This is a genomic window from Sulfurimonas denitrificans DSM 1251 (genome assembly GCF_000012965.1).
Lineage (GTDB): Bacteria > Campylobacterota > Campylobacteria > Campylobacterales > Sulfurimonadaceae > Sulfurimonas > Sulfurimonas denitrificans.
The window spans coordinates 317,003-336,464 of sequence record NC_007575.1; the positions used below are offsets into that span (position 1 = coordinate 317,003).

The window sequence follows — 19,462 nt, forward strand, 5'->3', positions numbered from 1 at the left end:
ATGGCGCTATTATATCTTTTTTTAAAGCAGTGAGAGTAGGACAGCTAACAAAACTATGGGGGTTACTAAAAGACCAAATTTTGTATATGAGTAGTAATTAATTTTTATCCCTTTTTTCTCTAGCGTATGAAGCCATAAAAGTGTAGCAAGTGAGCCAAATGGCGTCATCTTTGGACCTAGATTACAACCTATGATATTTGCATATATCATCGCTTCGTTTGCAATATCTTTGAGTGCTATATCCATAATCATGATAGTAGGCATATTGTTCATCACAGCAGATAAAATTGCAGCTAAAAAGCCAGTTCCAACAACTGCTATAAGCTGGCTTTGAGTATTTAAGTAGAGCAAAATCTCACTCAAGTAATTAGTCAAGCCTGCATTTTTAAGCCCATAAACAACTATATAAAGACCAAGTGAAAACCATACAACTTGCCAAGGTGCATCTTTAATTATCTCTTTTGGTTTAACTGCTTTGGCAAATGTAGCAATGAGTAGAAATATAAGTGCACCGCCTAGAGCAAACAAAGAGATAGGCAGATGATAAGTATCTCCTATAAAATAGCTACAAAGCAGAAGTGCTATAAAGAGCCAAGAGAAGTTAAATAGTCCTTTGTGCTTTATGGCATCTTTTGGGTTTTTAAGTAAAGTTATATCTACATGTAAAGGAATGTCTTTGCGCAAAACTATCCAAAGTATGAGCATACTTATCAGTGTGCTTATGAAAAATGGGAAAATCATATTTGCAAAAAAAGTTCCAAAGCCTATGTTGAAGTAGTTGGCGGTAACTATATTTGTTAAATTTGAAAATACAAAAGGCAAAGATGCACTATCACTTATAAAACCACCAGCAAGTAAAAATGCAAGAATAGTTTTTGTGTTTAATCTAAGAATTTTCATTTTTGCAAGTAAGATAGGAGTTAAGATAAGTGCTGCTCCATCATTTGCAAAAAGTGCTGAAACAAGAGCACCTAAAATTATAGAGTAAAAGAACATTGCTCTTCCACTTCCATTGGATAGTTTTGCCATCACAAGAGCGCAGTACTCAAAAAAGCCTATCTCATCTAAAATCATAGAGAAGATTATTATGCCTATAAAAGCGAGCGTTGCGTCCCAGATAATATCAAAAACACTCAAAACATCATTAAAGTTTACAACACCAAAAATAAGAGCAACTATTGCGCCAGATATAGCAATAGTTCCTATTTGTAATCCACGTGGCTGCCATATAATTAAAATAAGAGTTACAAGAAATATTAAAAAAGGAAGCAACATTAGAGCTCTTTTTCTATAATTGGAAGGAGTTTGCTCTTTATCTCATCAAATATTTTAAAAAATTCTGCAATCTCTTTGCCATCAGGGTCAACAAAACCTACATGTATTACTTTACTCTTTTTTTTAAATATTGGACATGACTCTTTTGCGTTATCACATACAGTTATAACTAAGTCAAAATCTATATCTTCAATCTCTTCTATAGTTTTAGAGTGGTACTCGTCTCTCCATATTTGAGCTTTTTGCAAAACTGCTTTTGCGTTTGGATTTACGACACCACTAGCACGAACTCCTGCACTATAAGCTCTAACACCTTTTACATGTGCATTTATGAGAGCTTCGGCAATGATAGAGCGACAACTATTTCCTGTACATAAGACTAATATTTTTTTATTCAAGATTGCATCCTTTTTTTTGTAATGATATATTTATGCCTAGAGAGTTAATCTCTTTTAAAATTGATGCTCTAAACTCATCCATAGGTTCTACAATACTGTAAAAAGCCCATCTGCCACGTCTGTCAACCTTTAAAAATCCTGCATCTTTTAAAATTTTTAGATGTCTTGATATACGAGATTGAATCATTGAAAATGAATTTTCTATATCACAGACACATACTTCACCACTTTGATTTATATAATGAAGAATCTCAACTCTAGTGTAATCATTTACTGCGCCAATAGTTTTTAAAAAAACATCCATATATTACTCCTTGTTAGAATTTTCAAAATTATAACAGTTTATAAACAATATATCAAGATATATTGATGTAAGATTTCTAAGTTTTAAAATAAGCACCTTATAAATGTCTCAGAGATAAATCATAATAAGGATATTTTTCTTAAATATTCCTAGTTAAGAGAAGTTCATTTTTTGGAATCAGTATAGTTACAGTTGTTCCAATATCTTTTCTACTTTGTAACTTAATTTTGTAGTTGTGAATATCTAAAATCATCTTTACAATAGAGAGTCCTAAACCAAAACCTGCATCTTTTCTTGAGCGGGCTTTATCTGCTCTGTAAAATCTATCAAAGATAAAAGGTAAATCTTCATCGCTTATGCCATATCCGTTGTCTTTAATAATAAGCAGATACTCTTGGCTAGTCTCATCCATTGAAATCTCTATTGTTGTATCGCTCTTGCTATATACAATTGCATTTTTAAGAATGTTGTTTATAGCAATTTTTAAAAGGGTCTCATTTGCGTAAATGGTTGAGGGGATAATTTTTTTTATGACTATATCTATGTTTTTATTTTTGGCAAATTTTTCTATCCACAAGGCTGTATCTGTGACTATTTCATCTAAATATATCTCTAAAAAGCCACTCTTTATCTCTGATGTATCTTTTTTAGCAAGGAAAAGAAGTTGATTTATTATCTCTTGGATGTTAATACTCTCTTCTAAAATATCTTTTAAAATATCTTTGTACTCCTCTGTTGATCTCTCTTGTTTGAGAGCTACTTCTATCTCTCCACGAATAACAGTTAAGGGAGTTTTTAGCTCATGTGAAGCGTCTTGGCTAAATGAGGTTATTTTATTAAAAGAGTCCTCTAAGTTGCTTAGTAGATGGTTAAAAGTACTTACAAGCTCTTCTATCTCACTAGGAATTTTTTTCGTGTCTATGCGGTTTGAGAGACTTTTTACAGAGATTAATTTTACAGACTCTATAACCTCTTTGACGGGAGAGAGAGTTTTATTTATAAGGATGTTTGCAATGAATAGAAAAATTATTAAGATAATTGGAGTTGCTATAATCAAATTATATAGAAGTTGTTTTATATATGCAGAATCAATATCTTTTTTAGTAGCAAGTTGGATAAAAAATTTACTATCCTCTTTTTCAAAAATAAGCATAGAACTGACACGATATATACCTTTGTTGAAGTAGTAGATACTATTAAGGTGCCCAATCTCATTAAGAGGTATCTCAAATAGATAACTCATATCATCAGAGGAGATGCTCTCATGCTCTATAGTTTTGCTCTGTTTGTTATAGTGGATGATTTTTAAAAAGAGAGGGGTGATTGAAAACTCTCCTAAGAGTTCATCTGCAAACCCTTTAGCGTTAGAGTAACTGCTCTCTTTAAAGTCAGGTATAACATCCAAAGATATCATCTTAAGTTGTGCATCAGTTGTGTTTAAAAGACCTTTTTTTGCCGTGCTATAAATAAAGCCACCATAGATAAAAAGAACTATAAAATTTATGATAAAAAAGTAAAAAAGCAGTTTTAATCTTAAGCTCTTAAACATCTTTCTCGCTTAACATGTAGCCTAATCCTCTTACTGTATGTATAAGTTTTGGCTCATAATCTTTATCTATTTTATTGCGCAAACGGTAGATATAAACATTTACGATATTACTCATACTGACCTCTGCCATATCACTTAGATTCTCTTTTATAATTGTCTCACTTAAGAGCTTCTTGGAATTTCTTGCTAGGTATTCAAGCAGGGCATACTCTTTTGCGGTTAGGTTAATCTTTTTATCTCCACGCTTTACTTCACGACGAGCTGTATTTATAGTTAAATCAGCTATAGCTATCGTGCTTGAGAGAGTTGAGGTAGTTCTTAGTTTGGAACGGATACGAGCTAAAAGTTCCTCAAATGAAAAAGGTTTTGTTAAGTAGTCATTTGCGCCACAATCAAGACCCTCAACTTTATCTTTAATCGCATCTCTAGCTGTTAGCATAATGATTGGAGTTGCAATGTTTTTGCCTCTTATGTTTTTACAGACATCTATCCCACCAAGTCCATGAATCATCAAATCAAGCAAAACAATATCATAAGAGTTAGTCTCTACAAGATAGATAGCTTCATATCCATTAGATGTGACATCAACGCTGTATGACTCCTCTTGCAGACCTTTTTTTATGAAAGATGCAATTTTTTCATCATCTTCAACAACTAATATTCGCATAAGTTATAGCGTCTCCCAAATTATAAAAATCCAAGTTACTACAAAAATAGCTATAGATAAAAAAACAACACTGCTTCCAATATCTTTTGCTCGTCCTGCAAGTGGGTGATGTTCAAGTGTAACCAAATCAACAACTCTCTCAATAGCGCTGTTTATAGCCTCTGCTATTAGCATGCTAAAGAGCGTTATAAACATAAGAAGTTTGTTTGTAAGAGAGACATCTATAAAGATAATAACGGGTAGTAAAGTTATAGCTACAAAGAGTTCAATTTTAAATGAGGTCTCAGTTGCAACTAAATCTCTTAGCCCTTTTATCGCATAGGATGTGTTTTTAAAAAAATTATATTTAGGCTGATTTCTCAATTGTTTTTATCCTTAGGTTTATATAGTTTCTTCTCATACATGTAACTAAGCGCCACAACAAAAGCCAGAGCATCTTTTTCTAGCTCCTCATCACTTTGAGTAGGAGTTAGATGGTTATTTGTATCCATATAATTTGCTGGATCTTCATATATAAATGTAGATGCTTTTTGATCCGTACCAATTATGGCAACTTTGTCATCTACTCTTAGCGCATAAGATGTATGAAACTGCATAAGTGAGATATTTTGCTTCTCGTCGCTAAAAATTGAGTGTCCCATAATAGGATATGTAAAATCCAAACCTATCAAATCAAGAGCAGTAGCAAGAACATCTGGTTGAGTTGAAATTTTATCATAAATTTGAGGCTTGACATCTGCGCCAAGAATCAAAGCAGGTATGTGAAACATATCAACAGGAATTAAGTCATTGCCATAAACTCTAACGTTATGATCTGCAACAATAACAAAAATGGTATCTTTATAATATGGCTCTTTCTTTGCCATCTCAATTAATCTCCCAATTGCAAAGTCAGCATATTTGATGGCATTTTTAACACTATTTGGAGCTACTCCATCTAGTAGTTCTATTTTTTCATAAGGATATTCAAAGGGGGAGTGGTTTGATTGAGAAAACATAACAGTTGCAAATTTTTGATTTTTTTCATGCATCTTCTTAAACTCTTCGTTTGCTCTCACAGCCAAATCTTCATCGCAAACGCCCCATGGAGCTGTAAATGTTGGATTTACAAAACATGGCTGATCAATAATTTCATCAAAACCGTTACCAAGGTACCAGCTCCTCATGTTGTCAAATCTACTCTCCCCACCATACATAAAGGTCGTGTGATAATCAAATGGCTTAAGTAGTGAGGCAATTGTAAAAAAACCACTCTGAGACTTGCTTCTCTTTAAAACACCATCCCCAGGAATTGCAAGATTTCCAGCACTCATGCCAGCTAACCCGCGAATGCTTCTTGTCCCATTTGAGTACAAATCTGTAAATAAAATTCCCTCTTTGCTGAGGTTGTTAAAGTTTGGTGTTATCCCTTTTTCTCCGCCAACTGCCTCTACAAATTGATAACCAAAACTCTCTTGTATAAAAATTACAAGATTTTTTGGTTTAGTTGTTTTAAAGTGGCTCTCTTGAACTCTCAAGAAAAGAGAGTCATCGTCAGTGGTTTTTATATTTAATCTTTTTTTAACTCTTTTTATCGCCTCTTTTGTATCCATTTTGCCATATTTAGCCATCATCTTCTCACTACCATGTGCTGAATTGCTATATACAGCATACAAAATAGAGTAGATGGAGTTTTTTGTTATCTCATTTACCATTCTGTTTGTCGTGTACATCGCATCAGAAGCATTTGCTGGTCTGTGTCCAAATGATGAACGTGCGCCAATAAAAAGTAGTAAAAATATAGGTAAAAATAGAGCAATGCGCTTTAGGTAGCTAGTTTCAAATATTTTTGAAGTGCTGTTTTTTGCATATTTTAGATAAAGATAGATAAATGCACCAATCATCCCAAAGGCTACGAGAAGCTCTAGTTTATAATCCGCAAATATCATAGCAAAAACTTCTTGCGGATATACAAGATACTCAACAAAAAGATAGTTTGGACGTACATCATACTGCGCTATAAAAGGCAGAGTCGCATTTTCTATATAGATTATAATTGAGAAAACCACTAAAAAATAGTATTTTAAAAATTTTTCAACAGACTCTTTGAGTTTTGCTGGAGTTAATGAGAGTAAAATAAGTGGAATAAGTAAAAGTGTAGATGCGACAATTGTATCCATTCTAAGACCATAAATAAAAGTGAGCCAATAATCAACACCGCTATCTTTGAAGTTATCAAAATAGAGTACAAAGAGTACTGCTCTGCCGATGAAAAATAGAGTAATCATATAAAGATAATATTTGATGAGATATTTAAACATGTAAACCTTTGCTTTTTTGTTTTTAGAAAAATATCACTATTTTGTTAAAACAATATGAATATAAAATGACAAATTGTTCATATAGTTATATGAAATAAAATTCATCTTTTTTTCACTTTAATTTCATCACTATAACCTAATATTTCGCAATTTATTTTAAGGATTTTTTATGCAAGAGAGTATGCGAAACAGATTTCATTTTATAGGGATAGTCTTTTGGATTTTTTTAGCAATTTCTGCAATAACAAGAACAGTGCTTCTGGTTAAATCAATAGATGTAGTAAGCCTATCTATATTAGAGATATTAAAAATTTATCTCATTGGAGCTTTTTATGATTCTGTTAGCGCTGGATATTTAGTTATTCCTTTTGTAATCTATCTATTTTTTATTCCGCAAAAACTATTTAACCATAAACTTCATCGTTATCTCACCTACGCTTTTTCTTATACACTTCTCTTTGGAGCAGTTTTTTTATCATTTAGCGAGTGGTTTTTTTGGGATGAATTTAGTGTTAGATTTAATTTTATAGCAGTTGATTATCTTGTATATACAAAAGAGGTAATTGGAAATATAAAAGAGTCCTATCCGATGGGACTGCTTTTAACTGTTATAGCAACGATTGCAGCACTGCTCTTCTATTTTTTATATAAAACAAAAAGAGTCGATACGCTGCTTAGAGATAGCAGTACAATTAAACAAAGAATCAAACCAACTCTAATCTATCTTCTCATACCAATAATCTCTTTTGCTCAAGTGACGGACGGCTTATCAAAATTTTCTGCAAATCAGTACAACAATGAACTAAGTAAATCAGGGCTCTACTCACTCTTTGGTGCATTTAGAAATAATACACTTGATTACAATACATTTTATCTTAGCGAAGATGAGCAGAGTGCTCTGTCAAATCTTAAAAAATCGTTATCATCTGATAACTCTACATTTTTAAACGATGGAGGAGTTACAAGAAACATTATAAATAAGTCTCAAGAGAAGGATTATAATGTAGTAATGATAGTAGTAGAGAGCTTAAGTGGAAGGTTTCTTGAGTCTCTTGGAGGAGATAAAGGATTGACTCCAAACCTTGATTCACTTGTAAAAGAGAGTATGTTTTTTGATAACTTTTATGCAACAGGAACAAGAACCATAAGAGGAATGGAGTCCATTACACTCTCAGTTCCGCCGATGCCAGGGCGCTCTATTGTAAAGAAGCCAGACAATCATAATATGTACTCAAGTGGATTTATCTTTCGTAATAAAGGGTATGAGACAAAGTTTATCTATGGTGGATATGGCTACTTTGACAACATGAATGAGTTTTTCTCAAATAATGGATTCTCTGTTGTTGATAGAGTAAATTTTAGTGATGAGGAGGATACCTTTCATACAGTTTGGGGAGTTTGTGATGAGGATTTGTTAAACAAAACTCTAAAAGAGGCGGACATGTCATATCATGCGCATAAGCCATTTATGAGTTTTGTTATGACTACATCAAACCACAGACCTTATGACTATCCAAATGGGCGTGTTGATATACCATCTCATACAGGAAGAGATGGTGCTGTAAAATATACAGATTATGCAATTGGCGATTTTTTGAAAAAGGCAAAAGATAAACCGTGGTTTAAAAATACAATTTTTGTAATAGTTGCTGATCATTGTGCAACAAGTGCAGGAAAGAGTGAACTTCCTCTTGATAAATACCATATTCCTATGATTATTTATGCTCCAGAGCTTATTCAGCCACAAGTTATTAATAAAATCTCAAGTCAAATAGACATAATGCCGACACTCTTTAATATGTTAAATTGGTCATACAAGAGTAAATTTTACGGAAAAGATATACTAGAAGAGTCATTTGAGCCAAGAGCGTTAGTTGGAACATACCAAAAGCTTGGACTATATAAAGATGATGTTTTAAGTGTTTTGTCTGTTGGTAAAAAATTAAACAGTTATGAAGTGTTAGAGCAAGATATTTTCTCTACAAAGTATAAAGAGGTCTCTTTAGATACAAAAATTAAAGATGAGATTCTAAGTTACTATCAAAGTGCAAGTTATATACAAGAGAGAAAATTAGATAGATATGAAGATTAACAGAGAAATCGTAATTATACTAACTACTCTAATAGCTCTATTTTTACTCTTCGAGATTACAAATATTGATATGTTTGTACAGAAGTTTTTTTATGACGATATCTCTCATAAATGGTTGTTAAGCCATGAAAAGGGGAGCTGGTTAGACATAGTTTTTTATACAGGAATAAAAAAAAGCATTATTGCATTTGCTGTCATAATTTTGTTCTTGTATCTTTACTCATTTAGAAAATCAGCGAAAAAACTAAGAGAGTATAGAGAAGGACTTCTAATTGTTTGGCTAAGTGTGGCTATTGTTCCAGCTTTAATTGGCTTTTTAAAAGCTACAACAAATGTGCCTTGTCCATGTGATGCTTTCGTTTTTGGTGGAGATTATCCATACATAAGAGTTCTTGATTCAATGCCACAAGAGATTATGAAAAAATTTAAGTGCTATCCAGCAGGTCATGCCAGTGGCGGTTTTGCGCTGATGTCGCTTTTTTTCCTTTTTAAATCAAAAATAAATCAAATCTTAGCTTTAGTAGTTACGCTTATTATTGGTTGGAGCATGGGCATATATAAGATGCTAATTGGAGATCACTATTTAAGCCATACGATTATAACAATGGTTTTGTCATGGCTTTTAATACTTATAATAAAAAAAGTTGTAAATAAATATTGCAAATTGTAATATTTTTTTAAAATCTAATATTTTTTTTCTATTATTATAAAAAAATGGAAAAGTTATGATTTTAGGAAAATGCCCATATTGCAAAGATGGCAACATTGAAGTAAGAGATAAAGAGGTTAGCGGCAAAAAAGTAAAACTTTATGCATGCTCAAATGCTCACTGGAGCACAGAAGATGGTGAGATGTTTGAACCGACAAAAGAGTCCACATGTAGCTTTAGAATCTGGCAAAATGCACTTGCTAAGTATGGGAAGTGGCTTACATATAAAGAGATAAGAGAACTTTTGGAAAATGAGAGTGTAGAAGTAGAGCTCTTAAGTAAGAAATATGGTAAAAAAATCTATTATAAAAAATATATAATCACAAATGAAGAGTATGGTGTTAGTGTATTGTGGGAATAAGTTGTTAAAAAAAAGAATCCAAAGAGAATAAAAGTTACAAAACTAAACAACTTAATAAATCTTTTACATTTGTTTGTGTATAATCCACATCCGCTTTGCTGTTTTAACAAAAGAGTAGAATGTTTTTGTTTATATAAATATGTATAGACAAAAGTATTGGTTAATTTACACTTAACCTACAAACAGCAAATGGTCTGGCTAAATAAGAGGTTTCATTAACAAATAAGAGCTGAATTTTATTCAGATTTTATGAGAATTTATTGTAAGGACTTTCGATGAAAGTAAGAGCTTCAGTTAAGAAGATGTGTGATGACTGTAAAGTTGTCAAAAGAAAAGGCATTGTAAGAGTAATCTGCAAAGTTAAAAAACATAAACAGAGACAAGGATAACCATGGCTCGTATATCAGGTGTTGATTTACCAAAGAAAAAAAGAATAGAGTATGGTTTAACATACGTCTATGGAATTGGTCTTCATGCTTCTCGCAAGATTTTAGATGCGACTGGCATAGACTATAACAAAAGAGTTTACGAACTAAATGAAGATGATATTGCTGCGATTACAAAAGAGATTCGTGCTAGTCATGTTGTAGAGGGTGATCTTCGTAAACAAGTTGCAATGGACATTAAAGCACTTATGGATTTAGGTTCATACAGAGGTCTTCGTCACCGTCGTGGTCTTCCATGTCGTGGTCAAAAAACTAAGACAAATGCGCGTACTCGTAAGGGTAAACGCAAAACTGTCGGCGCAGCGTAAGGGATAACAGATGGCAAAAAGAAAAGCTGTTAGAAAAAAAGTAGTAAAGAAAAATATTGCACGTGGTATCTGTCACATCTCTGCATCATTTAACAATACACTTGTAACAATTACAGATGAAATGGGTAACATGATTGCTTGGAGTTCTGCTGGTAGCCTTGGTTTTAAGGGTAGTAAAAAATCTACTCCTTTTGCAGCTCAAGCAGCCGTAGAAGATGCAGTAGCAAAAGCTCAAGTACATGGTGTAAAAGAACTTGGTATTAAAGTTCAAGGTCCTGGTTCAGGAAGAGAAACTGCAACTAAAGCAGTAGGCGGAATTGAAGGTATTCGTGTAACATTTATGAAAGATGTTACTCCACTACCACACAACGGATGTCGCGCGCCTAAGCGCCGTAGAGTTTAAGGAGATTACTGATGGCAAGATATAGAGGTCCAGTAGAAAAAATCGAAAGAAGATTTGGAGTTAGCCTTAACCTAAAAGGAGAGCGTCGTTTAGCAGGTAAATCTGCATTAGAAAAACGTCCGTATGCTCCAGGTCAACATGGTCAGCGTCGTAAAAAAGTATCTGAGTACGGATTACAATTAAACGAAAAGCAAAAAGCAAAATTCATGTATGGTGTATCAGAGAAGCAATTCCGTGCACTATTCGTTGAAGCTAAAAGAAGAGAAGGAAACACAGGTACAAACCTTGTTACTTTAATTGAGCAGAGATTAGATAACGTGGTTTATCGTATGGGATTTGCAACTACTCGTCGTTTCGCACGCCAATTAGTTACTCATGGTCACCTTTTAGTAGATGGTGCAAAACTAGATATCCCTTCTTACCGTGTAAGACCAGGACAAAAAATAGAGATTCGTGAGAGCAGCAAAAACAATTCTCAAATTGTTCGTGCTCTTGAGCTTACAAATCAAACTGGTTTAGCTCCATGGGTTGATATTGATGCTGATAAAAAATTCGGTATCTTTACTCGTTTACCAGAGCGTGAGGAAGTTGTTATACCTGTAGAAGAGCGTTTAATCGTCGAACTTTACTCGAAATAATAGTTAAAATATAAAAGGCGTAAGAGACATGAAAAAGATTAAAACTACTCCACTTGCTCCACAAGAGTTTGAGGTAGAGCAGATTAGTGAGAATGAAGCTAATATAATGGCATATCCTTTTGAAACTGGGTTTGCTATATCTTTAGCTCATCCACTTCGCCGTTTTTTGTTAAGTAGTTCAGTTGGTTATGCACCAATAGCTATAAAAATTGAGGGCGCAAAGCATGAGTTTGATTCAGTACGCGGCATGCTTGAAGATATTTCAGATTTTATTTTAAATCTTAAAGAGACTCGTTTTAAGCTACTTGGTGGTGCTACTGAAGCAGAGATTAATTACAACTTTACTGGTCCTTGTGATATAAAAGGTAGTAATCTTTCAAATAGTGAAGTAGAAATAGTAACTCCAAATACTCATCTTGCTACATTAAATGAAGACTCTACACTGAATTTTAGCATTAGAATTGCGCAAGGTATTGGTTACGTTGCTAGTGAAGACACATATGATGAACTACAAGATGGATACATAGCATTAGATGCTTATTTTACTCCTGTTAGAAGTGCAACATATAAAATTGAAAATGTATTGGTAGAAGATAATCCTAACTTTGAGAGAGTTATCTTAAATATTAAAACTGATGGACAAATAACTCCATTGGATGCATTTAGAAATTCACTAGAAGTCATGTATGCACAACTAGCAGTATTTAACAGTGAGATCAGCGTGAAAGCTCCAGCTACTATAGAGAGAGCTGAAGAGAGTCCAGATCTTAAAAAATTAACAGCGCATATTGATAGTTTAGGTTTAAGTGCAAGAAGTTTTAATTGTCTTGATCGCTCAAATATTAAACTAATAGGTGAAATAGCATTGATGAGTACAAATGATCTTAAAAATGTTAAAAATCTAGGCAAAAAATCGTATGATGAGATTGTAGAAAAACTTCAAGAGTTTGGTTATGAAGTTGGTGGCGATCTTGCAGATGATGTAGTAAGTGCATTAAAAAAGAAAATAGAAGCTTTATAAGCTAAATAGAGGAATTATAGATGAGACATCGTCATGGATACCGTAAGCTAGGTCGTACAAGTTCACACCGTGCAGCTTTACTTAAGAACCTTAGTATTTCGTTAATTGAACATGGTAAAATTGAAACTACTGTAGAAAAAGCAAAAGAGTTACGCTCTTATGTTGAAAAACTTATCACAGTTGCTGGTAAGAATGATTCAAATGCTCATAAAGCAGTATTCGCGGCGCTTCAAAGTAAAGAAGCAACAAAAAAACTAGTAAATGAAATAGCTCCAAAGTACGTTGAGCGTGCAGGTGGCTACACAAGAATTATTAGAACACGTATTCGTCGTGGTGACGCTACAACTATGGCATTTATTGAATTAGTATAACTACTAAATTTAATAAGCAGAAGAGATTCAATCTCTTTTGCTGCACTAACAATCAGAGATTAAAAAACACTCTTATTACTTAACAAAACTTCCCAATCCTAAAATACTTAAAATAAAAAGAGAGAGAGATTATGAGTAATTTTGCATTTGGAACTTATAGAATAAGCGATTTAAATCCTCAACATGTAGAAGCCTTAAGAGAGGCGATAGAGTCAGGCGTGGACTTAATCGATACTTCTTCTAACTATATGGATGGTGGAGCGCAAAGAGCGATAGCGGCTGCCATGAGAGCAGTTGAGAGCGATAAAAAAAATGAAGTTGAGATAGTAAGCAAATTTGGATATATACAAGGTAGCTCCCTGCTTGAGTATAGAGAAAATTTTGCAGATAAAAAATATTCAAAAGATGTAGTGAAATACTCTGAGGATTGCTATCACTGTATATCAAAAGAGTTTTTACATGTAGAGCTAACTGAATCGCTAAAGAGGTTAGAAGTTAGTAGCATTGGGTGCTACCTTATTCATAACCCTGAATATTACATTCTAGATGCAATAAATAAAAACATCTCAAAAGATGATAGATTGGATGAGATGTATAGAAGAATTGAAAATGCTTTTATTGGGCTAGAAGAGGAGATACGAGACTCTAGAATCTTATCTTATGGTATTAGCTCAAATAGTTTTTCACTCTTAGGCTCAGATGATGAGTTTTTACCCTATGAAGACCTTTTAACTTTGGCTCAAAATGCAGCAACAATAGTTGGAAATCAAAAGCATAGTTTTACAACAATCCAGCTCCCTATAAACATATTAGAAACAGAGGGGCTAAAATGCGCTGCTTGGGCAAAACAAAACGGGCTTAGAGTTTTAGCTAATAGACCTCTTAATGCAAAGTATAAAAACAGAATGTATCGTTTAGCAGATTATAAAGAGAGCAGAGAATATTATCACTACTTTAATGAACTTATAGAGTTTTGTGATAGGGATGAGTTAAGAGCACTATATAACCTTTTAGAAGAGATGGAAGCTACAAAACATAAATTTGACTGGATTGGTAGTTATGATATTTTTCTATTTACGCAGATAATTCCTCATATAAAAAAGAGTTTAGAAAGATTTGAGTCAGAGGAAGTTGAGGATATCATAAACACAATTAGATTATATTTAGTAGAGTATCGTAAAATGGTTGAGTATGAGTGTTCAGTGCGTACAAGAGATGAATTAAAACAATTTTTTAAAGAGTCTCATCTTTTAATGCAAGAGATTGCAATAAAGTTTTTAATGAAATGTGAAAATGTCGATTATGTTATTGTTGGTATGAGAAAGCCTCTTTATGTGTATGAAATCCTTTCTTTAAGAGTATAAGTGATATTTTTTATCACTTGTTAAGCGATATTTCCATATCTTATGAATACAATAAATGAAGATATAAATTTTAAAGGATGGGTATGATTCCATTTACAGACGAAGAGTTGATGAATCCAGTTAGAAACGTAATAGATAAAGTTCGTCCATCCTTAGCCCTTGATAGTGGAGATATAAGTTTTATTACAGTTAAAAATTCAAAAGTATATATCCAGTTAAAGGGTGCATGCGTTGGGTGTGCTAGTAGTGGGACAACACTTAAATATGGTGTAGAGAGACAATTAAAGATGGATATTCATCCAGAAATAACAGTTATAAATGTACCAGTTGGTATGGAAAACGATATAGATAATTTATAAAAAAGTGTAGAAAAAAATGGCAATAAGTAAATTTAAAATATTATCACAGGCAAAAGATAGCTTTTCAAAATCTGATTATAAAAATGCACTAGAGAAGTTTGCTTCAGTTTTGCAAAATTTTCCTAATTCACAAGAAGCCTATAATGGCGTAATCTTAGCAGAGATGGCGCTAAGTGGCGAAGGCGGTGCTGAAGCCCTTTTTGATTACTATGAGGTTTTGAGAGAGGAAGATAAAGAGCAAGCTGACATCATAATGAGCGAAATATTAAAAAATATGGATGGCTCGTTGGAGAAATTAAAAGAAGTTTTTTCAGAGCCCCTGCGAGATAGAGTTGAACTTGAAGATGGAATTTTATACAAAGATTTTAGAACGTTAGTCGAAGAGGGTGGAGATTTTAAAGAGATATTTGAAAACATAATGTTCTCAACTCGTGTTATTATCACCCAAAAAGAGGATTTTGTTGATTTTTTGGACAAGTTAATAGAGCATGATTTTACAGATATGGCGCTTACATATCTCGAAAATGCTCTAAGTGTTTATCCAAGAGACACTTCACTTAGAAAGCTTCTTAAAAAATTAGCAAAAGGCAAAATAGTTGAAAATTGAGATACCAGATGAAGCTTTTAGATATATAACTGAAAACTCACAAGAGTGTGATGCAGATACAGCTTTTGTTTTAACTCCACAAAATGAAAAATATCTTCAAAATGCAAAAGATAATGGCGCACACTCAATCATAAATATCAAAGATGTAGCAAAGTTATTTGGTATTGAGAAGATAAAAATTGTAGGTATTACAGGAACAAACGGCAAAACCACGACGGCTAGTGCGATATACTCGTTTTTGCTCGATTTAGGTTACAGAGTTGCTATGCAAGGAACTCGTGGTTTTTTTATGAACGACAGAGTGATAGAAGAAAAAACTTTAACAACACCATCACTCTTAAATACATATAAACATATTTACCAAGCTGTGAGTGAAAAGTGTGATTTTTTTATTATGGAAGTAAGTTCTCATGCTATCGTACAAAAGAGAGTAGAAGGTCTTAACTTTGAACTTAAAATTCTTACAAACATTACACAAGATCATCTTGATTTCCATAAAACATTAGGCGAATATATCGCAGTAAAAAACAGCTTTTTTCAAGATGATGGTAGAAAACTCATAAACAAAGATGAGACAAAATCATCATTTAATTTTAAAAATACCTTTACTTACGGTATAGAAAATTCAGCAACTTATAGACTAATAGCATATTCGCTAAATAATGCATCGAGTGGAATTATTCAACATTTTAGCGAAGTAGTTCCTTTTACATCTTCATTGCATGGCTTCTTCAATCTATACAATCTTATGGCAGCAATTGCAGCAACACATCTACTAAGTGGTAAAAAATTAGAAGAAGTAACTGCAGTAGTAGATAATTTCGCTGGTGTTAGTGGAAGAATGGAACAAGTTAGTGAGAGCCCAAATGTTATAGTTGATTTTGCACATACTCCAGATGGGATACAACAAGTCTTAAATGCATTAAAAGAGAAAGAACTTTTAGTAGTTTTTGGAGCTGGCGGAGATCGAGATAGAACAAAAAGACCTTTGATGGGCAGAGTTGCGGCAAGTTTGGCAAAGAAGTTGTACATCACAAGCGATAATCCAAGAACTGAAGATCCTCAAGATATTGTAAATGATATTTTAGAGGGAATCCAAGATAAAAGTATTGTTCAAGTTGAGCTAAATAGAAGAAAAGCGATAGAGAACGCTTTGAGTGAACAAAAAGAGAATGAAGTTGTTGTTATCCTTGGCAAAGGCGATGAAACTTATCAGATTATATATGACCAAAAGTTTCCTTTCGATGATAGAGAAGTGGTAAGAGAGATACTCAAAAATAAAATAATTTAAATCTTAAGCCTAAAGAGTTCTTTACATGTGCTGTTTTTTATCTTATTCTTTTTTGATATAATTGCGAAAATTTTTTATAAGGGTGGTTTTTATGGGAATTCCTCAACCAGCATTTTATATATTTAAATGTGAACAATCGGCTCCTCCAGGTATGCCAAAGCCTTCGTGTGTTACACCGCAGACTCAAGATTTGTTCCAACATTTAGCGCAAAAACTGATGAAAGAGGGTGTAATGGGCACAATCCAGCCGATTCGTACATCATGTCTAAGTCGCTGTAGTTCAGGTCCAGTTATGCTTGTTGAGCCAGGACATTTTATGTATGCAGCTCTTACAAAAGAGAAGATTGACAGAATAGTTGAAGAGCACCTAATTGGTGGAAAAGTTGTTGAAGAGTATTTAATAAGTGCTGATGTGTGGGATGAACCAATATCTCCATGTGAGATGAAAAAACAGATGGGAATGTAAGATGACAATAGAGATGTTGTACAGCAAAATTCACAGAGCTACTGTTACTGATGCTAACTTAAACTATGTTGGTTCTATAACTGTAGATGAGGAGCTTTTAGAAGCTTCTATGTTGAGAGTTGGACAAAAAGTTGAGATTTTAAATATAAATAACGGTGAGAGATTTTCAACATATATTATTTTAGGTGAACGTGGCAAGAGGGATATATGCTTAAATGGCGCAGCTGCTAGAAAAGTTCATAAAGGCGATAAAATAATTATAGTTGCTTACGCTACTTATGATGAAAAAGAGCTACAAAATTATAAGCCAAGAGTTGTTTTAGTAAATGATAACAACGATATAGAAGAAATTTTAGAGAGTATCTAGCGCTATGTTTGGAAACTTAAGCGATATGGGCAAGATGCTAGAAAGTATGCAAGAGAGTGCAAAAAAGCTTCAAAGTGAACTAGAGTCTAAAGTTTTCAATGTAAAAAGCGGTGGCGGATTGGTAGAAATTACCATAAACGGAAGTGGCGAAGTAACTGATATAACTATAGATAATTCACTTCTTGGAGATAAAGAGTCTTTGGAAATTTTGCTCATTGGCGCAATAAATGACGCAAATAAGATGGTCGAACAAAATAGGCAAAATAGCGCTCTAGGAATGTTTGGCAACGTAAACCCTTTTGGGGGAAGGTAAGTTGTTAAGGCTACTCTTAGCACTTGGCTTACTTTTTTTAAATTTACATGCATGTAAAAGCAGTAGCGAATCTTGCAGACAAAAAATACTTGATTCAGGTGCTATATTAACTCAAAGTTTGCAAATTCCCATACAAAAAAATTACCTACTAATCTTTTCTCAAACCCCTCCAAAAGAAAAAATACTCAAACACGATCCATTTTTATCTCTATATATTATTGAAGATACAAAAAAATTTAAATACCCTTTTAAAATAAACAGCCATCCATCTTTAGGGATTATAGGCGTTGATAATAGTAGAATTATAAATGCTAAGATAGCAAAAAAACAGGTGGGGTTGGATAGTTTTGCAACATTTTCTCATACACTCTCTACTCCAAGTTTGCTGCTTAATAGCTGTTGTGATTTAGAGGCAATAGTAACAGAGCGTGGTATCATAGAAAAAGAGTATATAGATAGATTTATAAAGATAAAAAATGTATCTTATGGTGATATTGGTATTAGGGTAAAAGATGAAAATTCTGTAGTTATAGTAAAAGAGAGTAATCCATTTGTAGAGTCAAATCAGCTAAAAGTTGGAGATGTTATCTTAGAATTTGATACAAGAAAGGTTAAAGATAGTGCCTCTTTTATGAGAAATATACTTTTTTCCTCAATCGGTTCTACCCATAATGTTAAGATAAAAAGAGACAACAAAATAGTTACTCTAAGAGCAATTACACAAAAAAGATTGGGTGGGGGGTTTCAAAGAGATGTCTATTTGGAGTTTTTGGGAATGCAATTTGACAAAAAACTCTTTATCGTTAAAGTTGCAAAAGAAGCGGAGCGTTTTGGGCTTAAAGTAGGAGATAGGCTTCTTCAAGCAAACACAAAAGATATAAAAGGTGCGGATGATATTTTTGATAAAGCTGATAAAGTAAAAAACTCTCTAAATCTTCTATTTGAAAGAGAGCATTTTCAGTTTTTTGTGAAAGTAAATTAGATACAATTTCGCATGCAAAACTTTGAAAACTTCCTACTAAATCATCTGCCAGCTTCAAAAAGTATTCATCCGACATACGAAGAGGCAGTTCAAAAAATGCTCATTGCTGGAGGGAAGAGATTTCGTCCAGCACTCCTTCTTGGAGTTGTAAACGCTTACAATCCACTTATGATTGGTGGAGCTTACCATGCAGCGTACGCTATTGAGCTTCTGCATACATACTCACTTATACATGATGATTTACCAGCTATGGATAACTCACCACTCCGCAGAGGCGAACCTACACTACATGTACTCTTTGATGAAGTCACTGCAATTTTGGCAGGTGATGCGCTAAACACATACGCTTTTGAGGTTTTAAGTAACGCCCCTTTTTCAGACTTTACAAGAGTAGAACTAATCAGAGAACTAGCAACAAATGGTGGACTAAATGGTATGGTTCTGGGCCAAGCGATTGATTGTTACTTTGAAAATAGAGTACTTAGTATTGATGATGTAAAAATATTACATACAAATAAAACAGCAAAACTAATCGCTGCTTCACTTAAAATGGGTGCAATTATTGTTGGAGAAGAGAAGTTAGCTGAGACGCTTTATGATTTTGGTATAAAGCTTGGACTTCTTTTTCAGATTCAAGATGACATTTTAGACGTTACGCAAAGTTCACAAGAGGCTGGAAAACTTACAAACAATGATGAAAACAAAAATAGTTTTGTAACAATTTTAGGATTAGATGAGGCCTTCTTGGAAGCGGAGTCTCTAGCAAACACTCTTTTAAAAGAGATAGATGGTTTTGATGAAAAACTCAAAAGTGAGCTCTCAAAACTTTTAGTTCACTACATAAACAGACATAAAAACTAAAAAAAGGTAA

The 19,462-nt window shown here is 33.3% G+C and carries 25 protein-coding genes; 18 read left to right on the top strand and 7 right to left on the bottom strand.

Annotated elements, in window-relative coordinates; genetic code table 11:
* Nucleotides 1-21: 21 nt before the first annotated feature.
* The 7 genes from SUDEN_RS01625 to SUDEN_RS01655 form a co-directional block, all read right to left on the bottom strand.
* Nucleotides 22-1,275, bottom strand: a complete 1,254-nt coding sequence (locus SUDEN_RS01625) for an arsenic transporter (protein WP_011371948.1) — start codon at nt 1,273-1,275, stop codon at nt 22-24.
* On the bottom strand, nt 1,275-1,673 hold the full coding sequence (locus tag SUDEN_RS01630; RefSeq protein WP_011371949.1) for an arsenate reductase ArsC: 399 nt from the start codon (nt 1,671-1,673) through the stop codon (nt 1,275-1,277). Before SUDEN_RS01630 ends, SUDEN_RS01625 begins: the two co-directional genes overlap by 1 nt.
* Complete coding sequence (locus SUDEN_RS01635) at nt 1,666-1,977, bottom strand: ArsR/SmtB family transcription factor (RefSeq protein ID WP_011371950.1); 312 nt, start codon at nt 1,975-1,977, stop codon at nt 1,666-1,668. The genes SUDEN_RS01630 and SUDEN_RS01635 overlap by 8 nt, the downstream gene beginning before the upstream one ends.
* A 139-nt stretch (nt 1,978-2,116) precedes the next feature.
* Nucleotides 2,117-3,526: an ATP-binding protein gene (locus tag SUDEN_RS01640; protein WP_011371951.1), complete on the bottom strand. Its 1,410-nt coding sequence runs from the start codon at nt 3,524-3,526 to the stop codon at nt 2,117-2,119.
* Nucleotides 3,519-4,193 (bottom strand): response regulator, encoded by a 675-nt coding sequence (locus SUDEN_RS01645; protein ID WP_011371952.1) that lies wholly within the window; start codon nt 4,191-4,193, stop codon nt 3,519-3,521. Before SUDEN_RS01645 ends, SUDEN_RS01640 begins: the two co-directional genes overlap by 8 nt.
* A 3-nt stretch (nt 4,194-4,196) precedes the next feature.
* Nucleotides 4,197-4,556: a diacylglycerol kinase gene (locus SUDEN_RS01650; RefSeq protein WP_011371953.1), complete on the bottom strand. Its 360-nt coding sequence runs from the start codon at nt 4,554-4,556 to the stop codon at nt 4,197-4,199.
* The gene (locus SUDEN_RS01655; RefSeq protein ID WP_011371954.1) at nt 4,553-6,493 is read right to left on the bottom strand and encodes an LTA synthase family protein; all 1,941 of its coding nucleotides are present in this window, start codon (nt 6,491-6,493) and stop codon (nt 4,553-4,555) included. The genes SUDEN_RS01650 and SUDEN_RS01655 overlap by 4 nt, the downstream gene beginning before the upstream one ends.
* Before the next feature lie 169 nt (nt 6,494-6,662).
* Between SUDEN_RS01655 and SUDEN_RS01660 the strand changes: the two genes are divergently transcribed.
* The 18 genes from SUDEN_RS01660 (at nt 6,663) to SUDEN_RS01745 (ending at nt 19,452) form a co-directional block, all read left to right on the top strand.
* A complete protein-coding gene (locus SUDEN_RS01660) occupies nt 6,663-8,585 on the top strand; it encodes an LTA synthase family protein (RefSeq protein WP_011371955.1) in 1,923 nt (640 codons plus the stop codon).
* Nucleotides 8,575-9,255 (top strand): phosphatase PAP2 family protein, encoded by a 681-nt coding sequence (locus SUDEN_RS01665; RefSeq protein WP_011371956.1) that lies wholly within the window; start codon nt 8,575-8,577, stop codon nt 9,253-9,255. Before SUDEN_RS01660 ends, SUDEN_RS01665 begins: the two co-directional genes overlap by 11 nt.
* Nucleotides 9,256-9,310: 55 nt before the next feature.
* Nucleotides 9,311-9,655, top strand: a complete 345-nt coding sequence (locus SUDEN_RS01670) for a hypothetical protein (protein ID WP_011371957.1) — start codon at nt 9,311-9,313, stop codon at nt 9,653-9,655.
* A gap of 275 nt (nt 9,656-9,930) precedes the next feature.
* A complete protein-coding gene (rpmJ, locus tag SUDEN_RS01675; RefSeq protein ID WP_011371958.1) occupies nt 9,931-10,044 on the top strand; it encodes a 50S ribosomal protein L36 in 114 nt (37 codons plus the stop codon).
* 2 nt (nt 10,045-10,046) lie between these two features.
* The gene (gene rpsM / locus SUDEN_RS01680; RefSeq protein ID WP_011371959.1) at nt 10,047-10,409 is read left to right on the top strand and encodes a 30S ribosomal protein S13; all 363 of its coding nucleotides are present in this window, start codon (nt 10,047-10,049) and stop codon (nt 10,407-10,409) included.
* A 10-nt stretch (nt 10,410-10,419) separates the two neighbouring features.
* The gene (gene rpsK, locus SUDEN_RS01685) at nt 10,420-10,812 is read left to right on the top strand and encodes a 30S ribosomal protein S11 (protein ID WP_011371960.1); all 393 of its coding nucleotides are present in this window, start codon (nt 10,420-10,422) and stop codon (nt 10,810-10,812) included.
* Between the two features lie 11 nt (nt 10,813-10,823).
* Nucleotides 10,824-11,450, top strand: coding sequence for a 30S ribosomal protein S4 (rpsD, locus tag SUDEN_RS01690; protein ID WP_011371961.1), 627 nt, complete (start codon nt 10,824-10,826; stop codon nt 11,448-11,450).
* Nucleotides 11,451-11,478: 28 nt separating this feature from the next.
* Nucleotides 11,479-12,471, top strand: a complete 993-nt coding sequence (locus SUDEN_RS01695) for a DNA-directed RNA polymerase subunit alpha (protein ID WP_011371962.1) — start codon at nt 11,479-11,481, stop codon at nt 12,469-12,471.
* Nucleotides 12,472-12,491: 20 nt separating this feature from the next.
* Nucleotides 12,492-12,842 (top strand): 50S ribosomal protein L17, encoded by a 351-nt coding sequence (rplQ, locus tag SUDEN_RS01700; RefSeq protein ID WP_011371963.1) that lies wholly within the window; start codon nt 12,492-12,494, stop codon nt 12,840-12,842.
* Nucleotides 12,843-12,973: 131 nt separating this feature from the next.
* Entirely contained in the window at nt 12,974-14,206 is a 1,233-nt protein-coding gene (locus SUDEN_RS01705; RefSeq protein WP_011371964.1) for an aldo/keto reductase, read from the top strand.
* Between the two features lie 83 nt (nt 14,207-14,289).
* Nucleotides 14,290-14,565, top strand: coding sequence for a NifU family protein (locus SUDEN_RS01710; RefSeq protein WP_011371965.1), 276 nt, complete (start codon nt 14,290-14,292; stop codon nt 14,563-14,565).
* 16 nt (nt 14,566-14,581) lie between these two features.
* Nucleotides 14,582-15,172: a hypothetical protein gene (locus SUDEN_RS01715; protein WP_011371966.1), complete on the top strand. Its 591-nt coding sequence runs from the start codon at nt 14,582-14,584 to the stop codon at nt 15,170-15,172.
* Nucleotides 15,162-16,463 (top strand): UDP-N-acetylmuramoyl-L-alanyl-D-glutamate--2,6-diaminopimelate ligase, encoded by a 1,302-nt coding sequence (locus SUDEN_RS01720; protein ID WP_011371967.1) that lies wholly within the window; start codon nt 15,162-15,164, stop codon nt 16,461-16,463. Before SUDEN_RS01715 ends, SUDEN_RS01720 begins: the two co-directional genes overlap by 11 nt.
* Nucleotides 16,464-16,554: 91 nt before the next feature.
* Nucleotides 16,555-16,929, top strand: coding sequence for a (2Fe-2S) ferredoxin domain-containing protein (locus SUDEN_RS01725; protein WP_011371968.1), 375 nt, complete (start codon nt 16,555-16,557; stop codon nt 16,927-16,929).
* Nucleotide 16,930: 1 nt separating this feature from the next.
* Entirely contained in the window at nt 16,931-17,296 is a 366-nt protein-coding gene (gene panD, locus SUDEN_RS01730; RefSeq protein WP_011371969.1) for an aspartate 1-decarboxylase, read from the top strand.
* A 4-nt stretch (nt 17,297-17,300) separates the two neighbouring features.
* Nucleotides 17,301-17,609, top strand: coding sequence for a YbaB/EbfC family nucleoid-associated protein (locus tag SUDEN_RS01735; RefSeq protein WP_011371970.1), 309 nt, complete (start codon nt 17,301-17,303; stop codon nt 17,607-17,609).
* Between the two features lies 1 nt (nt 17,610).
* Entirely contained in the window at nt 17,611-18,591 is a 981-nt protein-coding gene (locus SUDEN_RS01740; protein ID WP_011371971.1) for a DUF7488 domain-containing protein, read from the top strand.
* 12 nt (nt 18,592-18,603) lie between these two features.
* Nucleotides 18,604-19,452, top strand: a complete 849-nt coding sequence (locus SUDEN_RS01745; RefSeq protein WP_011371972.1) for a polyprenyl synthetase family protein — start codon at nt 18,604-18,606, stop codon at nt 19,450-19,452.
* Nucleotides 19,453-19,462 lie beyond the last annotated feature (10 nt).

Coding starts and splice junctions, on each gene's coding strand:
- SUDEN_RS01625 (WP_011371948.1), bottom strand. CDS start 1,275: ATGTTGCTTCCTTTTTTAATATTTCTTGTAACTCTTATTTTAATTATA.
- SUDEN_RS01635 (WP_011371950.1), bottom strand. CDS start 1,977: ATGGATGTTTTTTTAAAAACTATTGGCGCAGTAAATGATTACACTAGA.
- SUDEN_RS01640 (WP_011371951.1), bottom strand. CDS start 3,526: ATGTTTAAGAGCTTAAGATTAAAACTGCTTTTTTACTTTTTTATCATA.
- SUDEN_RS01645 (WP_011371952.1), bottom strand. CDS start 4,193: ATGCGAATATTAGTTGTTGAAGATGATGAAAAAATTGCATCTTTCATA.
- SUDEN_RS01655 (WP_011371954.1), bottom strand. CDS start 6,493: ATGTTTAAATATCTCATCAAATATTATCTTTATATGATTACTCTATTT.
- SUDEN_RS01660 (WP_011371955.1), top strand. CDS start 6,663: ATGCAAGAGAGTATGCGAAACAGATTTCATTTTATAGGGATAGTCTTT.
- SUDEN_RS01665 (WP_011371956.1), top strand. CDS start 8,575: ATGAAGATTAACAGAGAAATCGTAATTATACTAACTACTCTAATAGCT.
- SUDEN_RS01670 (WP_011371957.1), top strand. CDS start 9,311: ATGATTTTAGGAAAATGCCCATATTGCAAAGATGGCAACATTGAAGTA.
- rpmJ (WP_011371958.1), top strand. CDS start 9,931: ATGAAAGTAAGAGCTTCAGTTAAGAAGATGTGTGATGACTGTAAAGTT.
- rpsM (WP_011371959.1), top strand. CDS start 10,047: ATGGCTCGTATATCAGGTGTTGATTTACCAAAGAAAAAAAGAATAGAG.
- rpsK (WP_011371960.1), top strand. CDS start 10,420: ATGGCAAAAAGAAAAGCTGTTAGAAAAAAAGTAGTAAAGAAAAATATT.
- rpsD (WP_011371961.1), top strand. CDS start 10,824: ATGGCAAGATATAGAGGTCCAGTAGAAAAAATCGAAAGAAGATTTGGA.
- SUDEN_RS01695 (WP_011371962.1), top strand. CDS start 11,479: ATGAAAAAGATTAAAACTACTCCACTTGCTCCACAAGAGTTTGAGGTA.
- rplQ (WP_011371963.1), top strand. CDS start 12,492: ATGAGACATCGTCATGGATACCGTAAGCTAGGTCGTACAAGTTCACAC.
- SUDEN_RS01705 (WP_011371964.1), top strand. CDS start 12,974: ATGAGTAATTTTGCATTTGGAACTTATAGAATAAGCGATTTAAATCCT.
- SUDEN_RS01710 (WP_011371965.1), top strand. CDS start 14,290: ATGATTCCATTTACAGACGAAGAGTTGATGAATCCAGTTAGAAACGTA.
- SUDEN_RS01715 (WP_011371966.1), top strand. CDS start 14,582: ATGGCAATAAGTAAATTTAAAATATTATCACAGGCAAAAGATAGCTTT.
- SUDEN_RS01725 (WP_011371968.1), top strand. CDS start 16,555: ATGGGAATTCCTCAACCAGCATTTTATATATTTAAATGTGAACAATCG.
- panD (WP_011371969.1), top strand. CDS start 16,931: ATGACAATAGAGATGTTGTACAGCAAAATTCACAGAGCTACTGTTACT.
- SUDEN_RS01735 (WP_011371970.1), top strand. CDS start 17,301: ATGTTTGGAAACTTAAGCGATATGGGCAAGATGCTAGAAAGTATGCAA.
- SUDEN_RS01745 (WP_011371972.1), top strand. CDS start 18,604: ATGCAAAACTTTGAAAACTTCCTACTAAATCATCTGCCAGCTTCAAAA.